13 protein-coding genes are annotated in these 12530 nt (G+C 70.9%); 7 read left to right on the top strand and 6 right to left on the bottom strand.

Going from position 1 to position 12530, the window contains the following annotated elements; translation table 11 throughout:
• Positions 1 to 158: 158 nt before the first annotated feature.
• The 3 genes from BLU84_RS01700 to BLU84_RS01710 form a co-directional block, all read right to left on the bottom strand.
• The gene (locus tag BLU84_RS01700; RefSeq protein ID WP_074862069.1) at positions 159 to 1007 is read right to left on the bottom strand and encodes a sterol desaturase family protein; all 849 of its coding nucleotides are present in this window, start codon (positions 1005 to 1007) and stop codon (positions 159 to 161) included.
• Between the two features lies 1 nt (position 1008).
• Positions 1009 to 1506 (bottom strand): SRPBCC family protein, encoded by a 498-nt coding sequence (locus BLU84_RS01705; protein ID WP_074862071.1) that lies wholly within the window; start codon positions 1504 to 1506, stop codon positions 1009 to 1011.
• Positions 1507 to 1643: 137 nt separating this feature from the next.
• Positions 1644 to 2330 (bottom strand): SIR2 family NAD-dependent protein deacylase, encoded by a 687-nt coding sequence (locus BLU84_RS01710; RefSeq protein WP_074862074.1) that lies wholly within the window; start codon positions 2328 to 2330, stop codon positions 1644 to 1646.
• A 202-nt stretch (positions 2331 to 2532) separates the two neighbouring features.
• On the opposite strand from BLU84_RS01710, the gene BLU84_RS01715 reads away from it, so the two are divergent.
• Positions 2533 to 4053 (top strand): amidohydrolase family protein, encoded by a 1521-nt coding sequence (locus BLU84_RS01715; RefSeq protein ID WP_074862077.1) that lies wholly within the window; start codon positions 2533 to 2535, stop codon positions 4051 to 4053.
• Between the two features lie 10 nt (positions 4054 to 4063).
• Here the strand turns inward: BLU84_RS01715 and BLU84_RS01720 are convergent, their stop codons facing one another.
• Together BLU84_RS01720 and ftrA are read right to left on the bottom strand one after the other, a co-directional pair.
• Positions 4064 to 4972, bottom strand: a complete 909-nt coding sequence (locus BLU84_RS01720) for a hypothetical protein (protein WP_139174557.1) — start codon at positions 4970 to 4972, stop codon at positions 4064 to 4066.
• Between the two features lie 66 nt (positions 4973 to 5038).
• On the bottom strand, positions 5039 to 6067 hold the full coding sequence (gene ftrA, locus BLU84_RS01725) for a transcriptional regulator FtrA (protein WP_074862086.1): 1029 nt from the start codon (positions 6065 to 6067) through the stop codon (positions 5039 to 5041).
• A 92-nt stretch (positions 6068 to 6159) separates the two neighbouring features.
• Between ftrA and BLU84_RS01730 the strand changes: the two genes are divergently transcribed.
• The 4 genes from BLU84_RS01730 (at position 6160) to BLU84_RS01745 (ending at position 8719) form a co-directional block, all read left to right on the top strand.
• Positions 6160 to 6570 carry a rhodanese-like domain-containing protein gene (locus BLU84_RS01730; RefSeq protein WP_074862089.1) on the top strand — a complete coding sequence of 137 codons (411 nt, stop codon included), beginning with the start codon at positions 6160 to 6162 and terminating at the stop codon, positions 6568 to 6570.
• A 59-nt stretch (positions 6571 to 6629) separates the two neighbouring features.
• Entirely contained in the window at positions 6630 to 7043 is a 414-nt protein-coding gene (locus BLU84_RS01735) for a RidA family protein (protein WP_074862092.1), read from the top strand.
• A gap of 145 nt (positions 7044 to 7188) precedes the next feature.
• Entirely contained in the window at positions 7189 to 7734 is a 546-nt protein-coding gene (locus BLU84_RS01740; RefSeq protein ID WP_074862094.1) for an HD domain-containing protein, read from the top strand.
• 97 nt (positions 7735 to 7831) lie between these two features.
• Positions 7832 to 8719: an aldo/keto reductase gene (locus BLU84_RS01745; protein ID WP_074862097.1), complete on the top strand. Its 888-nt coding sequence runs from the start codon at positions 7832 to 7834 to the stop codon at positions 8717 to 8719.
• Positions 8720 to 8844: 125 nt separating this feature from the next.
• Here BLU84_RS01745 and BLU84_RS01750 read toward each other — a convergent pair whose 3' ends face one another.
• Positions 8845 to 9234 (bottom strand): YciI family protein, encoded by a 390-nt coding sequence (locus BLU84_RS01750; protein WP_074862100.1) that lies wholly within the window; start codon positions 9232 to 9234, stop codon positions 8845 to 8847.
• 221 nt (positions 9235 to 9455) lie between these two features.
• Between BLU84_RS01750 and BLU84_RS01755 the strand changes: the two genes are divergently transcribed.
• Together BLU84_RS01755 and gnd are read left to right on the top strand one after the other, a co-directional pair.
• A complete protein-coding gene (locus BLU84_RS01755; RefSeq protein ID WP_074862103.1) occupies positions 9456 to 10520 on the top strand; it encodes an alpha/beta fold hydrolase in 1065 nt (354 codons plus the stop codon).
• 927 nt (positions 10521 to 11447) lie between these two features.
• Positions 11448 to 12350 carry a phosphogluconate dehydrogenase (NAD(+)-dependent, decarboxylating) gene (gnd, locus tag BLU84_RS01760; protein WP_074862106.1) on the top strand — a complete coding sequence of 301 codons (903 nt, stop codon included), beginning with the start codon at positions 11448 to 11450 and terminating at the stop codon, positions 12348 to 12350.
• Positions 12351 to 12530 lie beyond the last annotated feature (180 nt).

A 12530-nucleotide genomic window follows, 5' to 3' on the forward strand; every position in this document is an offset into this window, starting at 1 on the left:
CCACAACAGCGGCCGTCGTGTCGAAGGCTTTTGTAGGCGCGCCTGGATTTTGTGGGAGGGCCTTCAGGCCCGACGCTTTCCGATCCGATGCGGCGTAGCGACCTGAGCCATGAGCGTCCGGACTGAAGCCCCTCCCACAATAGCGCGGCCGCTCCGGTTCACTCGCTGCGCGTCTGATCCAGATGCGCGAGCGAGCGCTCCGGCGGGCCGAACAATTGGCCCAGCGCGCCGCGCAGCCCGCGCGCGCGCCAGGCGTCGGCGAACATCGCGATCCATTCGTGGAAGGTCAGCCGGATCGGGTTGTGGCTGCGGATCTGGCCGACGATGCCGTACTCGCACGGCGTGTCGGCGGCTTCCTCGACATAGGTGCCGAACAGCTTGTCCCAGACGATCAGCACGCCGGCGTAGTTGCGGTCGATGTACTTCGGATTGCGCGCATGGTGGACGCGGTGATGCGAGGGCGTGTTGAACACCTTCTCCAGCCAGCCCAGCTTGCCGACCGCCTCGGTGTGGACGAAGAACTGGAACGCCAGGTTGATCGCCACCACCGCGACGATGTGCTTGGGCTCGAAGCCGATCCAGGCCAGCGGTAGCCAGAACACCCACATGCCCGAGATCGGATAGGTCAGGCTCTGGCGGAACGCGGTCGACAGGTTCAGCCGTTCCGACGAGTGATGGGTGACGTGCGAGGCCCACAGCCAGCGGATGCGGTGGCTGGCGCGGTGGAACCAGTAGTAGAAGAAATCCTGGGCGACGAACAGCGCGGCGATGGTCCAGGCCGAGGCCGGCAGGTCGAACAGGCGGTGGGCGTAGACCGCGTAGTACAGGCCGATCACGACCAGCCAGGCGAGCGCGTCGCTGGCCTGGTGCATCAGCGCCAGCGCCGCGTTCGACAAGGTGTCGCGCAGGCTGTACTGGCCGGGCCGGCGCTTGCGCCAATACCACGCCTCCAGCCCGATCAGGCCCAGGAACACCGGCGCCAGCGCCAGCAGGATCCACTCTTCCATATCAGCGCCGCTCCCCGCGCCAGGCGCCTTCCAGCGCCTGCGCCATGCGTTCCAGGCAGCGCGCCATCGCCGCGCGCATGCAACCGCGCAGCAGCGGCGCGGCCAGCGGCCAGGCCAGCGGCGAGGTCAGTTCGAATTCGTAGCGCCACGCCACCCGGGTGGCGTCGACGCCTTCGCTGCGGTCGGCTTCGAACTCCCAGCGCGCATGGCCCTCGCGCGCCAGCCACGCCAGCGGCGGACGCAGGCCGCTGAGGGTGTAGGCGTGCAGGCGCGGCGGCTCGAGCTCGGTGATGCGTTCCATCAGCTTGGAGCCGTCGCTGTTCTCCAGCGAGCGCAGCGCGCCCACCGCCGGCGGCGCCAGCGGGGTGATGCGCTTGAGCGCCGGAATCGGGCCGTAACCGGTGAACAGGGCGGGGAAGCGTTCGCTGTCCAGGGCCAAGGCGAATACCGCCTCGGGCGGCGCGTCGATGCGGCGTTCGGCGGTCAGGGACAGGCGCATGGGGCGAGTCTAGGAGCGGCGCGGAGGGCTGTCCACACGCTTGCGTATGTTTCGCGTGTTTCGTGAGCGATACCTCAGCGCCGCGCCGCGGGCGCGGCCGCGCCCGCAGGCCGGATCCCCGCGCGCGCCGCTGCGGCTCAGGCCTGCGCCAGCCATTGCTCCACCAGCCCCGGCACCGTCTCCACCGCAGTCCCGCGCAGGAAGCGGTAGTCGTCCGGCACGTCCTGCAGGTCCGGCGAGATGAACACGCGCTCGGCCGCGGCCGGCGCGTAATCGACCAGCCCGGCCGCCGGCCACACGGTCAGCGAGGTGCCGATCGCCAGCACCTTGTCGGCCTCGGCGAAATGCTGCGCCGCCTCGCGCAGGAAGCGCACGTTCTCGCCGAACCAGACCACGTCCGGGCGCAGCTGGCTGCCCAGTTCGCACAGGTCGCCCAGCTCGATCAGCGGGCCGCGCATCGGATAGATGCGCGACTCGTCGGCGCTGCTGCGCGCCTTGAGGATTTCGCCGTGCACATGCAGCACCCGGGTCGAGCCGGCGCGCTCGTGCAGGTCGTCGATGTTCTGGGTGACGATGGTCACCTCAAACTTGTCTTCGAGCCGAGCGATGGCCGCGTGCGCGGCGTTCGGGCTCGCCGCCAGCACGCCCAGGCGGCGCTCGTTGTAGAAGCGCAGCACGGTGGCCGGGTCGCGCCGCCAGCCCTCGGGCGAGGCGACGTCTTCGAGCCGGTGCTCGTGCCACAACCCGCCCATGTCGCGGAAGGTCTTGAGCCCGCTTTCGGCGCTGACGCCGGCGCCGGTGAACACGACGATCTTCGGTTTCATCTTTCTGTCATCCATGCCAACGAAAAAACGCGCCCGTCGCGGGCGCGTTTCAACCATAGCGCGGCGCGCCGCATCTGCCCATGCCGCCGGTCCGCGACTTCTGGCTCGCGACAACCGGTCGCGGCCTCACGCCCGGGACTTCAGGCCGGTGCGCGCGCCGCGTCGCGCTGCTTATGATCCGTCCGTACCGCAGGAGAACCGCATGAACCGCCATTCGTCGATGTTGGGTTTGTTCTCGTGCCTCGCGCTGGGGCTGGCCGCGGCGGCCCCCGTCCGGGCCGAGCCGGTCGGACGCTATCTGGTCCGCGATGTCGCGGTGATTCCGCTCGACAGCGACCAAACCCTGGCCCATCGCGACGTGCTGATCGAGGACGGGCGGATCCGCCGGATCGCGCCGACCGCGCAGCGCGCGCGCGTGGATGCGGCGACGGTGATCGACGGGCGCGGCAAGTTCCTTTTGCCCGGCTTCGTCGATGCGCACGTGCACCTGGCCACCGAAGGCGCGATCGCCGACAGCAAGAACCCGATGATCAAGGGCCTCGACCTCGGCGCCGGCCACGACTACGACCGCCACGTGATGCTGAGCCTGCTCAAGGCCGGCGTGACCGGCGCGGCCAACCTCGGCGGCAGCGTCGGCAGCGACGACGATCTGCTGCGCCTGCGCGGCGAGATCGACGCCGGGCGCATGCCCGGCCCCAAGCTCTACGTCGGCAAACTCATCAACGGCCCGCGCGCGGCGGTCGCAGTGAAGCCCGACGGCCAACCGGTGCCGGCGTCCCGGCCCGAAGCGCCGACCACCGCCGCCGACGGCATCGCCGCGGTGCAGCGCGCCAAGCAGCGTGGCTACGATTTCATCAAGCCCTACCAGTTCCTCAATCGCGACACCTATCTGGCGGTGATCGAAGAAGCCCGGCGCCAGGGCTACATCACCACCGGCCACCTGCCGGAACTGGGTTGCGCGAGCTGCGCCGACCGCGCCTTCGCCTTCGCCCATCCGCTGAACAACATCGCCCATAGCGAGGAGCTGGCGCGCTACGCCCGCATCGGCACCGACCTCGCGCCGGCCGACATCGAAGCGTTGGCGCAGGCGGTCGCGGCCAGCGGCGCGTCGGTCACGCCGACCTTGGTCACGCTCAAGACCATCGTCGCCATGTATGTGCAGCGGGAAGTGCCGGCGGTGCCGGCCGGCTGGCTGGACACGGTCGATCCGGTGACCCGGATCGACTGGGCCTCGCCGGCCAATCGCTATCTCAGCCAGGCCTTCCGCGACCAGGAAGGCGCCGACACTTTCTCCGCCGGCTACGACTTCGCTCGTGTGCTGACCCGCGCGCTGTACAAGCGCGGCGTGCCGCTGACCGTCGGCACCGACGCGGCCCTGCCCGGGCTCGCGTTCGGCGTGTCGGTGCGGCAGGAAATGATCGAACTGCGCGAAGTCGGGCTGAAGCCGCTGGACGTGCTGCGCGCGTCCTCACTCAACGCCCACCGCCTGTTCGACCCGCAAGCCGGCAGCGGCGCCGCGCGCGAGGGCGAGCGCGCCAACCTGGTCCTGCTCGACGCCGATCCGCTCGCCGATATCCAGAACGTGGCGAAGGTGGCCGGCGTGTTCGCGCAGGGGCGTTGGTGGTCGGTCGCCGAGATCGACCGGCAGTTGGCGCAAGGGCAGGCGTTCGAACGCGGTTTGCAGCGGCAGATCGAGCAGCGCAAGGCCGCGACGACGAACTGAGCGGCCGCGCTCAGGACGCGGCGGCGAGCGCTTCGTCCACGCCGACCGCCCAGATGCCGCCGGCGGCGTGGAAATACAGCGCGTCGGCACGGCCGTGGAAACGGTCTGCGGACAGGGCTTCGCCGTCCTCATCGCAGGGCCGGAAACGGGCGAGCGGATCGCAGTGCGCATTCTCGCCCAGCCGCAACAGCGTCAGCGTGTCGCGCTGCTCGTAGCCGCCCGTGAACAGCGCGTGCTCGCGGCGTACTGCGAAGGCGTGCGCACCTGCGATGGGCACGTTCCAGTAGCGCACGATCCGGCGGTCGCGCAGCAGGACCAAGGGGAACTGGGTGTAGTAGTACGCCCAGGTTTCGCGATCGTCGGCGACGTTGAGCGCGTAGCAATCGCAGATGTGGTCCAGGCCGGCGAGGTCGGGATGGAAGCGGTAGGTGGATTCGCCCAACGCGTCCCAGGCGGCGAGCCCGTGCGCGGACACCGGGTCGTCGCCGAACACGCCTTCGTCGAAATAAGCGGTCCAGATCGCGCCTTTGAGTGTGGTCTGCAGGTGTTCGATGCCGTGGCCCAGGATCAGTTCGCGCAGCCGCCGGCCTTCGCGCGAGTACACCCTGCCGTTGGCGGCGCCGACCGACTTGCCGGGCGGGACGGACAGGAGCAGCAGGTCGGCGCCCAGCGGTTGCAGCGCATAGAGCATGTGGGGTTCGTCGTCGATGCGCGTATCCAGCAGGCACTGGCCGTCGAGCCAGGCGCGCACGCGGTAGGCTGGCGGCGGCCGTCCGGGCGCGTAGGCGCCGAGCGCGTGCAGTGCGTACACCGCGCGGTCGGGGCCGACGGCGAAGGCGATCAATGTTCTGTCGCTAGCGCGTTCGAATTCGACCAGACGGCGAGCGGGCAGCGGGTGGGTGGACGGCGGCTTGGCCATGATCCGGGTCCCGTTCCTTGAGACGAGACGGGATGGTAACGCAGCGCGCCCGCGCGCCCGCGCGCCTCAGCGCGATCCGCGCGCGAAGCGCTCGCGATAGTCGCGCGGCCCGATCCCGAGCTTGCGGCGGAAGTGGTGGCGCATGGTGATCGCGCTGCCGAAGCCGGCGTCGCCGGCGATGCGTTCCAGCGGCGCGTCGGTGGTTTCCAGCAGTTCGCGCGCGCGCTCGATCCGCGCCTGGATGAGCCAGTCGGCCGGGCTGGCGCCGGTGGCCTGTTTGAAGCGGCGCAGGAAGCTGCGCTCGCTCATCGCGGCCAGGCGCGCCAGTTCGGCCACGCTCCACGGCTCGGCCAGGCGCCGGCGCACGCGTTCCAGCAGCGGCGCCAGCGCGCTGCGTTCGCTGCGTTGCACCGGCCGCTCGATGTACTGGGCCTGGCCGCCTTCGCGGTGCGGTGCGATCACCAGCCGCCGCGCCACGTGGTTGGCGATGCGCGCGCCCCAGTCGCGCCGCACCAGATGCAGGCACAGGTCCAGGCCGGCGGCGCTGCCGGCCGAGGTCAGCACCCGGCCTTCGTCGATGTAGATCGCGCCGGCGTCGACGTCGATGCGCGGGTAGCGTTCGCGCAGGGCCGGCGCGTAACGCCAATGGGTGGTGGCGCGGCGGCCGTCGAGCAGGCCGGCGGCGGCCAGCGCGAATACGCCGGAGCAGATCGACAGCACCCGCGCGCCGCGCGCGTGCGCCTCGCGCAGGGCCGCGGCGATCTCGGCCGGCACCGGTTCGTCGCAGCCGCGCCAGCCCGGCACGATCACCGTGCCGGCCTCGGCGAGGCGCTCCAGGCCGGCGTCGGCGCGCAGGCTCAGGCCGTACTGGCCGCGCAGCGGGCGGCGCTGCGCGGCGCAGGTTTCGAAGCGGTACCAGGCGCGGCCGCGCAGTTCGGCCTGCAGTTCCGGACGGGCCAGGCCGAACACTTCGGCGGCGCAGCCGAACTCGAACGCGCACAGGCCGTCGTAGACCAGCACCGCGACCAGCGGATTGGACGGGCCGCCGCGGCGCAGCGGTGCCGCGGCGGGCGACGACGAAGGCTTGGGCGACATTGGCGGGATTTGATCGATCCGTGGCGATTGCGCCAATCCTCGCTCAAGCGCGCGCGGCCGACAATGGCTGCGTCCCCACCCGGAGCCGCGCCATGCGCAACGCCGTCACCGAAGTCCCCGCCGCCGCGTCCGCCCAGGCGCTGGCCCATTTCCGCGCCCAGTTCGAATTCGAAACCGATTGCTGGGACGTGCACGCCGCGCTCGCCGCCGGCGAGCCCGGTTTCGTCCTGATCGACGCGCGCGGGCCGGAGGCGTTCGCCGCCGGCCACGTGCCCGGCGCGGTCAATCTTCCGCACCGCAAGCTGATCGCCTCCAAGCTGGCCGGCTATCCGCCGCAGACTTTGTTCGTGGTGTATTGCGCCGGCCCGCACTGCAACGGCGCGGCGCGCGCGGCGGTGCGGCTGGCCGAACTGCAGCGGCCGGTGAAGCTGATGTCCGGCGGCGTGACCGGTTGGCTCGACGAGGGCTTCGCGCTGGCGCGCGCCGCGGACGCCGCGGCTTGATGTCACGACGCGCGGCGGTGCATCGTCGTCCTGATGACTTCTCTCTTTCAGGATTCGCGATGACCGCTTCTGTGTTCACCCTCGAAAACCCCGTCGGCCTCTACGACCCGGCGCCCAACGGCTACTCGCACCTCGCCCGCGTCGACGCCGGCGCGCGCTGGGTGCTGGTGGCCGGGCAGGGCGGCGAAACCGTCGACGGCGCGCTGGCCGCGGACTTCCGCGCCCAGATGCGGCAGGCCTTCGCCAATCTCGCCACCGCGCTGGCCGCGGCCGGCGCCGGGCCGCGCAATGTGGTCAAGCTGACCGTGCTGGTGGTCGAACACAGCCACGCGCGGCTGGCGATCTTCGGCGAAGAGCTGGCCGTCGCGTTCGGCGGCGACCACCGCCCGGCCTGCACCCTGATCCCGGTGCCGCGGCTGGCGCTGGACGGCATGCTGTTCGAGATCGAGGCGATGGCGGCGCTGGCGCCCTGAGCGCGCCGCGCTCGCGTTAGAATGGGCACGCGGCCGCAACGGCCGCGTCCCGCGGCGGATCGCCGCGACTTCCCCACACCGTTCCGCGTCGCGCAGCCTTTGGCCGCGCGATGCCGATGGCTGGGCGACACTCGCAGGAGCACGCATGCATCACGATCAAGCACTCGTCCTGCGCGCCGCGGCGTTCGCTGCGCAGCGCCACCGCCGCCAGCGCCGGCTCGACCCCGAGCGCAGCCCCTACATCAACCACCCGCTGGCGCTGGCCGACACCCTGGCCAACCTCGGCGGCGTCGCCGACCCGGTGGTGCTGTGCGCGGCGCTGCTGCACGACACGGTCGAGGACACCGCGACCACGTTCGAGGAGCTCGAGCTGGCCTTCGGCGCGCGCATCGCCGCGGTGGTGCGCGAAGTCACCGACGACAAGACCCTGCCCAAGGCCGAGCGCAAGCGCCTGCAGGTCGAACACGCGCCGCACATCTCGCGCGAGGCGCAACTGGTCAAGCTGGCCGACAAGATCAGCAACCTCGGCGATCTGCTCGACGCGCCGCCGCCGTGGCCGCAGCAGCGCAAGCGCGACTACTTCGACTGGACCGCGCAGGTGGTGGCCGGGCTGCGCGGCGTGCATCCGGCGCTGGAAGCGCGGTTCGACGCGCTGTACGCGCGCATCGACGAGTTGACCGACAGCGCCTGACCCACGCTGCGACTGCGCGCAGCGCGGGCCGCAGCCCGGCGCCGCAGCGCGTTCGCACGGGCTAGACTGCCGGTCCCCCCGCACGGTACCGACCCGCATGAGCGCTGCCGATTCGCTGAGCCTGTCCCCCATCGTCGCCGGCTGCTGGCGCATGGCCGAATGGAACCTCGATGCCGCCCAGCGCCTGCGCTGGATCGGCCAGGCCCTGGACCTGGGCATCGACAGCTTCGATCACGCCGACATCTACGGCGATTACTCGGTCGAAGGCCTGTTCGGCGAGGCGCTGGCGCTGCAGCCGGCGCTGCGTTCGCGCATCCGCCTGATCAGCAAGTGCGGGATCAAGCTGACCTCGGCGCAGCGGCCCGCGCACACGATCAAGTCCTACGACAGCTCGCGCGCGCACGTGCTGGCCAGCGTCGAGAACTCGCTGCGCGCGCTGCGCACCGAGTACCTCGACCTGCTGCTGATCCACCGTCCCGACCTGCTGATGGACGCCGACGAACTCGCCGCGACCTTCGCCGAGCTCAAGGCCGCGGGCAAGGTGCTGCATGTCGGCGTGTCCAACCACACCCCGGCGCAGCTGGCGCTGCTGCACGCGCGGCATCCGCTGGCCACGCATCAGATCGAACTGTCGCCGCTGCACCTGCCGCCGCTCGACGACGGCACCCTGGAGCAATGCCAGGCGCTGCGGCTGCGGCCGATGCTGTGGTCGCCGCTGGCCGGCGGCCGCCTGTTCGGCGGCGGCGACGAGCGCGCCGAACGGGTGCGCGCGGTGCTGGCCGATCTCGGCCGCCGCCACGGCGGCGCCTCGGTGGCGACGATGGCTTACGCGTGGCTGCTGCGGCATCCGACGCGGCCGTGGCCGATCACCGGCAGCGGCCGCGAACAGGGCCTGCGCGACGCGGTCGACGCGCTGGCGATCGAGCTGTCGGCGCAGGAGTGGTACGAGGTGTGGCAGGCCAGCGCTGGTCGCGAAGTCGCGTAACCCACGCAATCTTCGCAATCCCCCTGTAGGAGCGACGCGAGTCGCGACCGCGACACCGCAGTTACGACGCAAGCGCGGTGTCGCGGTCGCGACTCGCGTCGCTCCTACAGGAAGCTACGGCTGGATCACGGCTGCCCGACCGCCTGCTGTACGTCCTCGGGGAAATCCTCCATCCCCATGATCTGCCGCACCTCGATGGTCTCGTTGTCCGCGCCCGGGCAGCGCCGCGCCCATTCGATCGCTTCCTCGCGCGAGCCGACTTCGATCACCCAGTAGCCGCCGAGCACTTCCTTGGCTTCCGGGAACGGCCCGTCGACCACCCGCGCCGCGCCGCCGCGGAAGCTCACCCGCGCGCCCATCGACGGCGGGTGCAGGCCGTCGAGCGCGCGCAGCACGCCGGCCTCCTGCAGGGACTGGTTGTACTTCGTCATCGACTCGATCCGCTCGACGCTGGGCAGCGTGCCGGGCGCGGCGGACTCGTAGCCCTGAGGGATCATCAGCATCATGAAGCGCATGGCGGTTCTCCGTTGTGCGGTAGGGGCGGGCGGTTTTCGGCCGCTGTCGTAATGACGACGAACCGGGCGGGCCGCAATCGACACCCTATCGGCGGCCCGGACGAACGGTCGGGCCGGTGCCGCGGAACTGAATCGAATCTGTCTTGCGCGTGCCGCCGCGTGCCGGCAACCGCCCCGGGCTTGCTTACCATCGCCGCTTCATTGACCTAGTCGGGGCGGCGATGGAAGCGGCACGCGGACACTTCGGCCGGACCACCGGCGCGGCGATGGTAATGGCGTTGATGGCGGCCGCGGCCGGCGCGGCGACGCCGGCCAAGCCCGGCGCGCGGCCCAAACCGCGGCCGGCGCCGGACGCCAGCCTGGACGCCTACGCCGAACCCGGCGAGCGCATCGACATCGGCGGCGGGCGCAAGCTCAACCTGCGCTGCAGCGGCGCCGGCGCGCCGACCGTGCTGCTGGAAGCCGGCTTCGGCTCCGACTCGCTGGCCTGGGCCAAGGCGCAGCCGCAGATCGCCCAGCGCAACCGGGTGTGTTCCTACGACCGCGCCGGCCTGGGCTTCAGCGACGGCGGGCCGCTGCCGCGCGACCTCAAGGCCGATGTCGCCGACCTGCGCGCGCTGATCGACGCGGCCGACCTCGACACCCCGCTGATCCTGGTCGGCCATTCCTACGGCAGCCAACTGGTGCGCCGCTACGACGAGCTGTATCCCAAGCAAGTGGCCGCGCTGGTGCTGGTCGACCCGCCGGAGCAGAACGTCGGCGAGTTCTCCGCCTCCTACGCCAAGACCGAAGCGCAGATGGCGCCGCGCATGCTGGCGATGTACCGCGGCTGCGAGCAGGGCGCGCGCGACGGCCGGCTGGGCGCGCCGCGGCCGCCGTCGGACCTGAAGAACTGCCTGCGTCCGCCGAACCCGTCCTATAGCGACAAGCTCAACGCCTCCGTGCGCGCCTGGCGCTCCAAGCCGGCGTTCTGGGAGACGGTGATCTCCGGCTCGCAGGACCGGCTGTCGCTGTACGGCAGCGCGGTGGCCAAGAGCGAGCGCCACGACGGCAAGCCGGTGATCGTGCTCAGCGCCGAGCAGCCCTACGCCGGCGCGCCCGCCGACGACCTCAAGGCCTTGCTGGCCGCGCGCGAGCAGACCCACCTGGCGCTGATCGGCACCTCGCGCTACGCCAAGCGGGTGACCATCGCCGACAGCTCGCACGACATCCCCAACGACCAGCCGGCGGCGCCGGCGATCGCGGTGTTCGAGGCGATGGAGATGCGCAAGCAGATCGGGCGCTGAGGCGGCGGTCGCTGCAACGGAGCGTTTCGGTGTGGCTGTGGGTGTAGACGTCGCGACGCATACCCGACACCGCGAAGCCCTCCTGTCGTCATGCCCGCGAAGGCGGGCATCCAGGGCGTCATCGCGGCATGGCTCTGAAGTCTCTGGATCCCCGCCTTCGCGGGGATGACGGGGTGAGACAGACGCCGCGAACTCGAAAGAAACGCCGCGAAACCCACCTGTCGTCATGCCCGCGAAGGCGGGCATCCAGGGCGTCATCGCGGCATGGCTCTGAAGTCTCTGGATCCCCGCCTTCGCGGGGATGACGGGGTGAGACAGACGCCGCGAACTCGAAAGAAACGCCGCGAAACCCACCTGTCGTCATGCCCGCGAAGGCGGGCATCCAGGGCTGCACCGCGGCATGGCTCTGAAGTCTCTGGATCCCCGCTTTCGCGGGGATGACCGGGTGAGGGGGGCGCCGCGAACTTGAAAGAGATGCCGCGAAACCGACCTATCGTCACGCCCGCGAAAGCGGGCATCCAGGGCGTCATCGCGACATGGCTCTGAAGTCTCCGGATCCTCGTTTTCGCGGGGATGACCGGGTGAGGGGGCGCCACGAACTTGAAAGAGATGCCGCGAAACCTACCTATCGTCATGCCCGCGAAGGCGGGCATCCAGGGCGTCATCGCGACATGACTTTGAAGTCTCCGGATCCCCGCTTTCGCGGGGATGGCGGGACGAGAGCAGCGCCGCGAACCCGAAAGATCGGCCGACCGCGGCCAGCCCCGGCATTGCGCCCGGCCACACAACGCCGGCCCGCGCGACCTTTATTTCGCAGCAATCGCTCACACTTCCTTACCGCGGCGGGCGCGAAGATCGCCCGTCCCGCGGCGCCGCTGGCCGGCGCCGCGATCCACGAAATCGCAAACGCAAAGATCGGGAGACGTCATGGAACTGGGCATGGTCGGCCTCGGGCGCATGGGCGCCAATATGGCCGAACGGTTGGTGCGCGGCGGGCATGCGGTGACGGGTTTCGACCCCGGCGCCGCGGCGCGCGAACAGGCCGCGGCGCGCGGCATCGGCGCGGCCGCGTCGTTGGCCGAACTGGTCGCGGCGTTGCCGGCGCCGCGTGCGGTGTGGCTGATGGTGCCGGCCGGCGCGGTCGACGCGACCCTGGCCGAACTGCGCCCGCTGCTGGCGCCGGGCGACACCGTCGTCGACGGCGGCAATTCCAACTACAAGGACACCGTGCGCCGCGCCGGCGAACTGCGCGAGCACGGCCTGCACTACGTCGACTCCGGCACCAGCGGCGGCGTGTGGGGCCTGCAGGAGGGCTACAGCCTGATGATCGGCGGCGATGAGGCCGCGGTCGAACGGCTGCGGCCGATCTTCGAAACCCTGGCGCCGGCGGCCGAGCGCGGCTGGGGCCGGGTCGGGCCCAGCGGCTCGGGCCACTTCACCAAGATGATCCACAACGGCATCGAATACGGAATGATGCAGGCCTATGCCGAGGGCTTCGCCATCCTCGGTCGCAAGGCCGAGTTCGGCCTGGACCTGCACCAGATCGCGCAGATCTGGCGCCACGGCAGCGTGGTGCGTTCGTGGTTGCTCGACCTCAGCGCCGATGCGCTGGGCAAGAATCCTTCGCTGCAGGGCATCGCGCCGTACGTGGAGGATTCCGGCGAAGGCCGCTGGACCGTGGCCGAGGCGATCGAGCTGGACGTGTCCGCGCCGGTCATCACCGCTTCGTTGATGGAGCGCTTGCGTTCGCGCGAGAAGGATTCCTTCGCCGACAAGCTGCTGGCGGCGATGCGCAACGAGTTCGGCGGGCACGCGATCCGCAAGGAATGACCTGCGCGCGGGGCGGCTCGGGTCGCTGGGCGATCTGAGCCGAAAGCGTCGGGACTGAAGTCCCTCCCACAAGGAAGACTCTTCTCACACAGGAGAGTCCTCCCCCAGCGCGGTTGCCACAGGGCGCCGGCTTTTGTGGGAGGGCCTTCAGGCCCGACGCCTTCCGCTCCGATGCGACGC

The organism is Lysobacter enzymogenes, assembly GCF_900106525.1.
Taxonomy (GTDB): Bacteria; Pseudomonadota; Gammaproteobacteria; order Xanthomonadales; family Xanthomonadaceae; genus Lysobacter; species Lysobacter enzymogenes.

Excerpts from the sequence above, each read along its gene's own strand:
- BLU84_RS01720 (WP_139174557.1), bottom strand. The coding sequence starts at position 4,972 with ATGGCCAAGCCGCCGTCCACCCACCCGCTGCCCGCTCGCCGTCTGGTC.
- BLU84_RS01710 (WP_074862074.1), bottom strand. The coding sequence starts at position 2,330 with ATGAAACCGAAGATCGTCGTGTTCACCGGCGCCGGCGTCAGCGCCGAA.
- BLU84_RS01740 (WP_074862094.1), top strand. The coding sequence starts at position 7,189 with ATGCATCACGATCAAGCACTCGTCCTGCGCGCCGCGGCGTTCGCTGCG.
- BLU84_RS01735 (WP_074862092.1), top strand. The coding sequence starts at position 6,630 with ATGACCGCTTCTGTGTTCACCCTCGAAAACCCCGTCGGCCTCTACGAC.
- gnd (WP_074862106.1), top strand. The coding sequence starts at position 11,448 with ATGGAACTGGGCATGGTCGGCCTCGGGCGCATGGGCGCCAATATGGCC.
- ftrA (WP_074862086.1), bottom strand. The coding sequence starts at position 6,067 with ATGTCGCCCAAGCCTTCGTCGTCGCCCGCCGCGGCACCGCTGCGCCGC.
- BLU84_RS01750 (WP_074862100.1), bottom strand. The coding sequence starts at position 9,234 with ATGCGCTTCATGATGCTGATGATCCCTCAGGGCTACGAGTCCGCCGCG.
- BLU84_RS01730 (WP_074862089.1), top strand. The coding sequence starts at position 6,160 with ATGCGCAACGCCGTCACCGAAGTCCCCGCCGCCGCGTCCGCCCAGGCG.
- BLU84_RS01700 (WP_074862069.1), bottom strand. The coding sequence starts at position 1,007 with ATGGAAGAGTGGATCCTGCTGGCGCTGGCGCCGGTGTTCCTGGGCCTG.
- BLU84_RS01715 (WP_074862077.1), top strand. The coding sequence starts at position 2,533 with ATGAACCGCCATTCGTCGATGTTGGGTTTGTTCTCGTGCCTCGCGCTG.
- BLU84_RS01755 (WP_074862103.1), top strand. The coding sequence starts at position 9,456 with ATGGAAGCGGCACGCGGACACTTCGGCCGGACCACCGGCGCGGCGATG.
- BLU84_RS01705 (WP_074862071.1), bottom strand. The coding sequence starts at position 1,506 with ATGCGCCTGTCCCTGACCGCCGAACGCCGCATCGACGCGCCGCCCGAG.
- BLU84_RS01745 (WP_074862097.1), top strand. The coding sequence starts at position 7,832 with ATGAGCGCTGCCGATTCGCTGAGCCTGTCCCCCATCGTCGCCGGCTGC.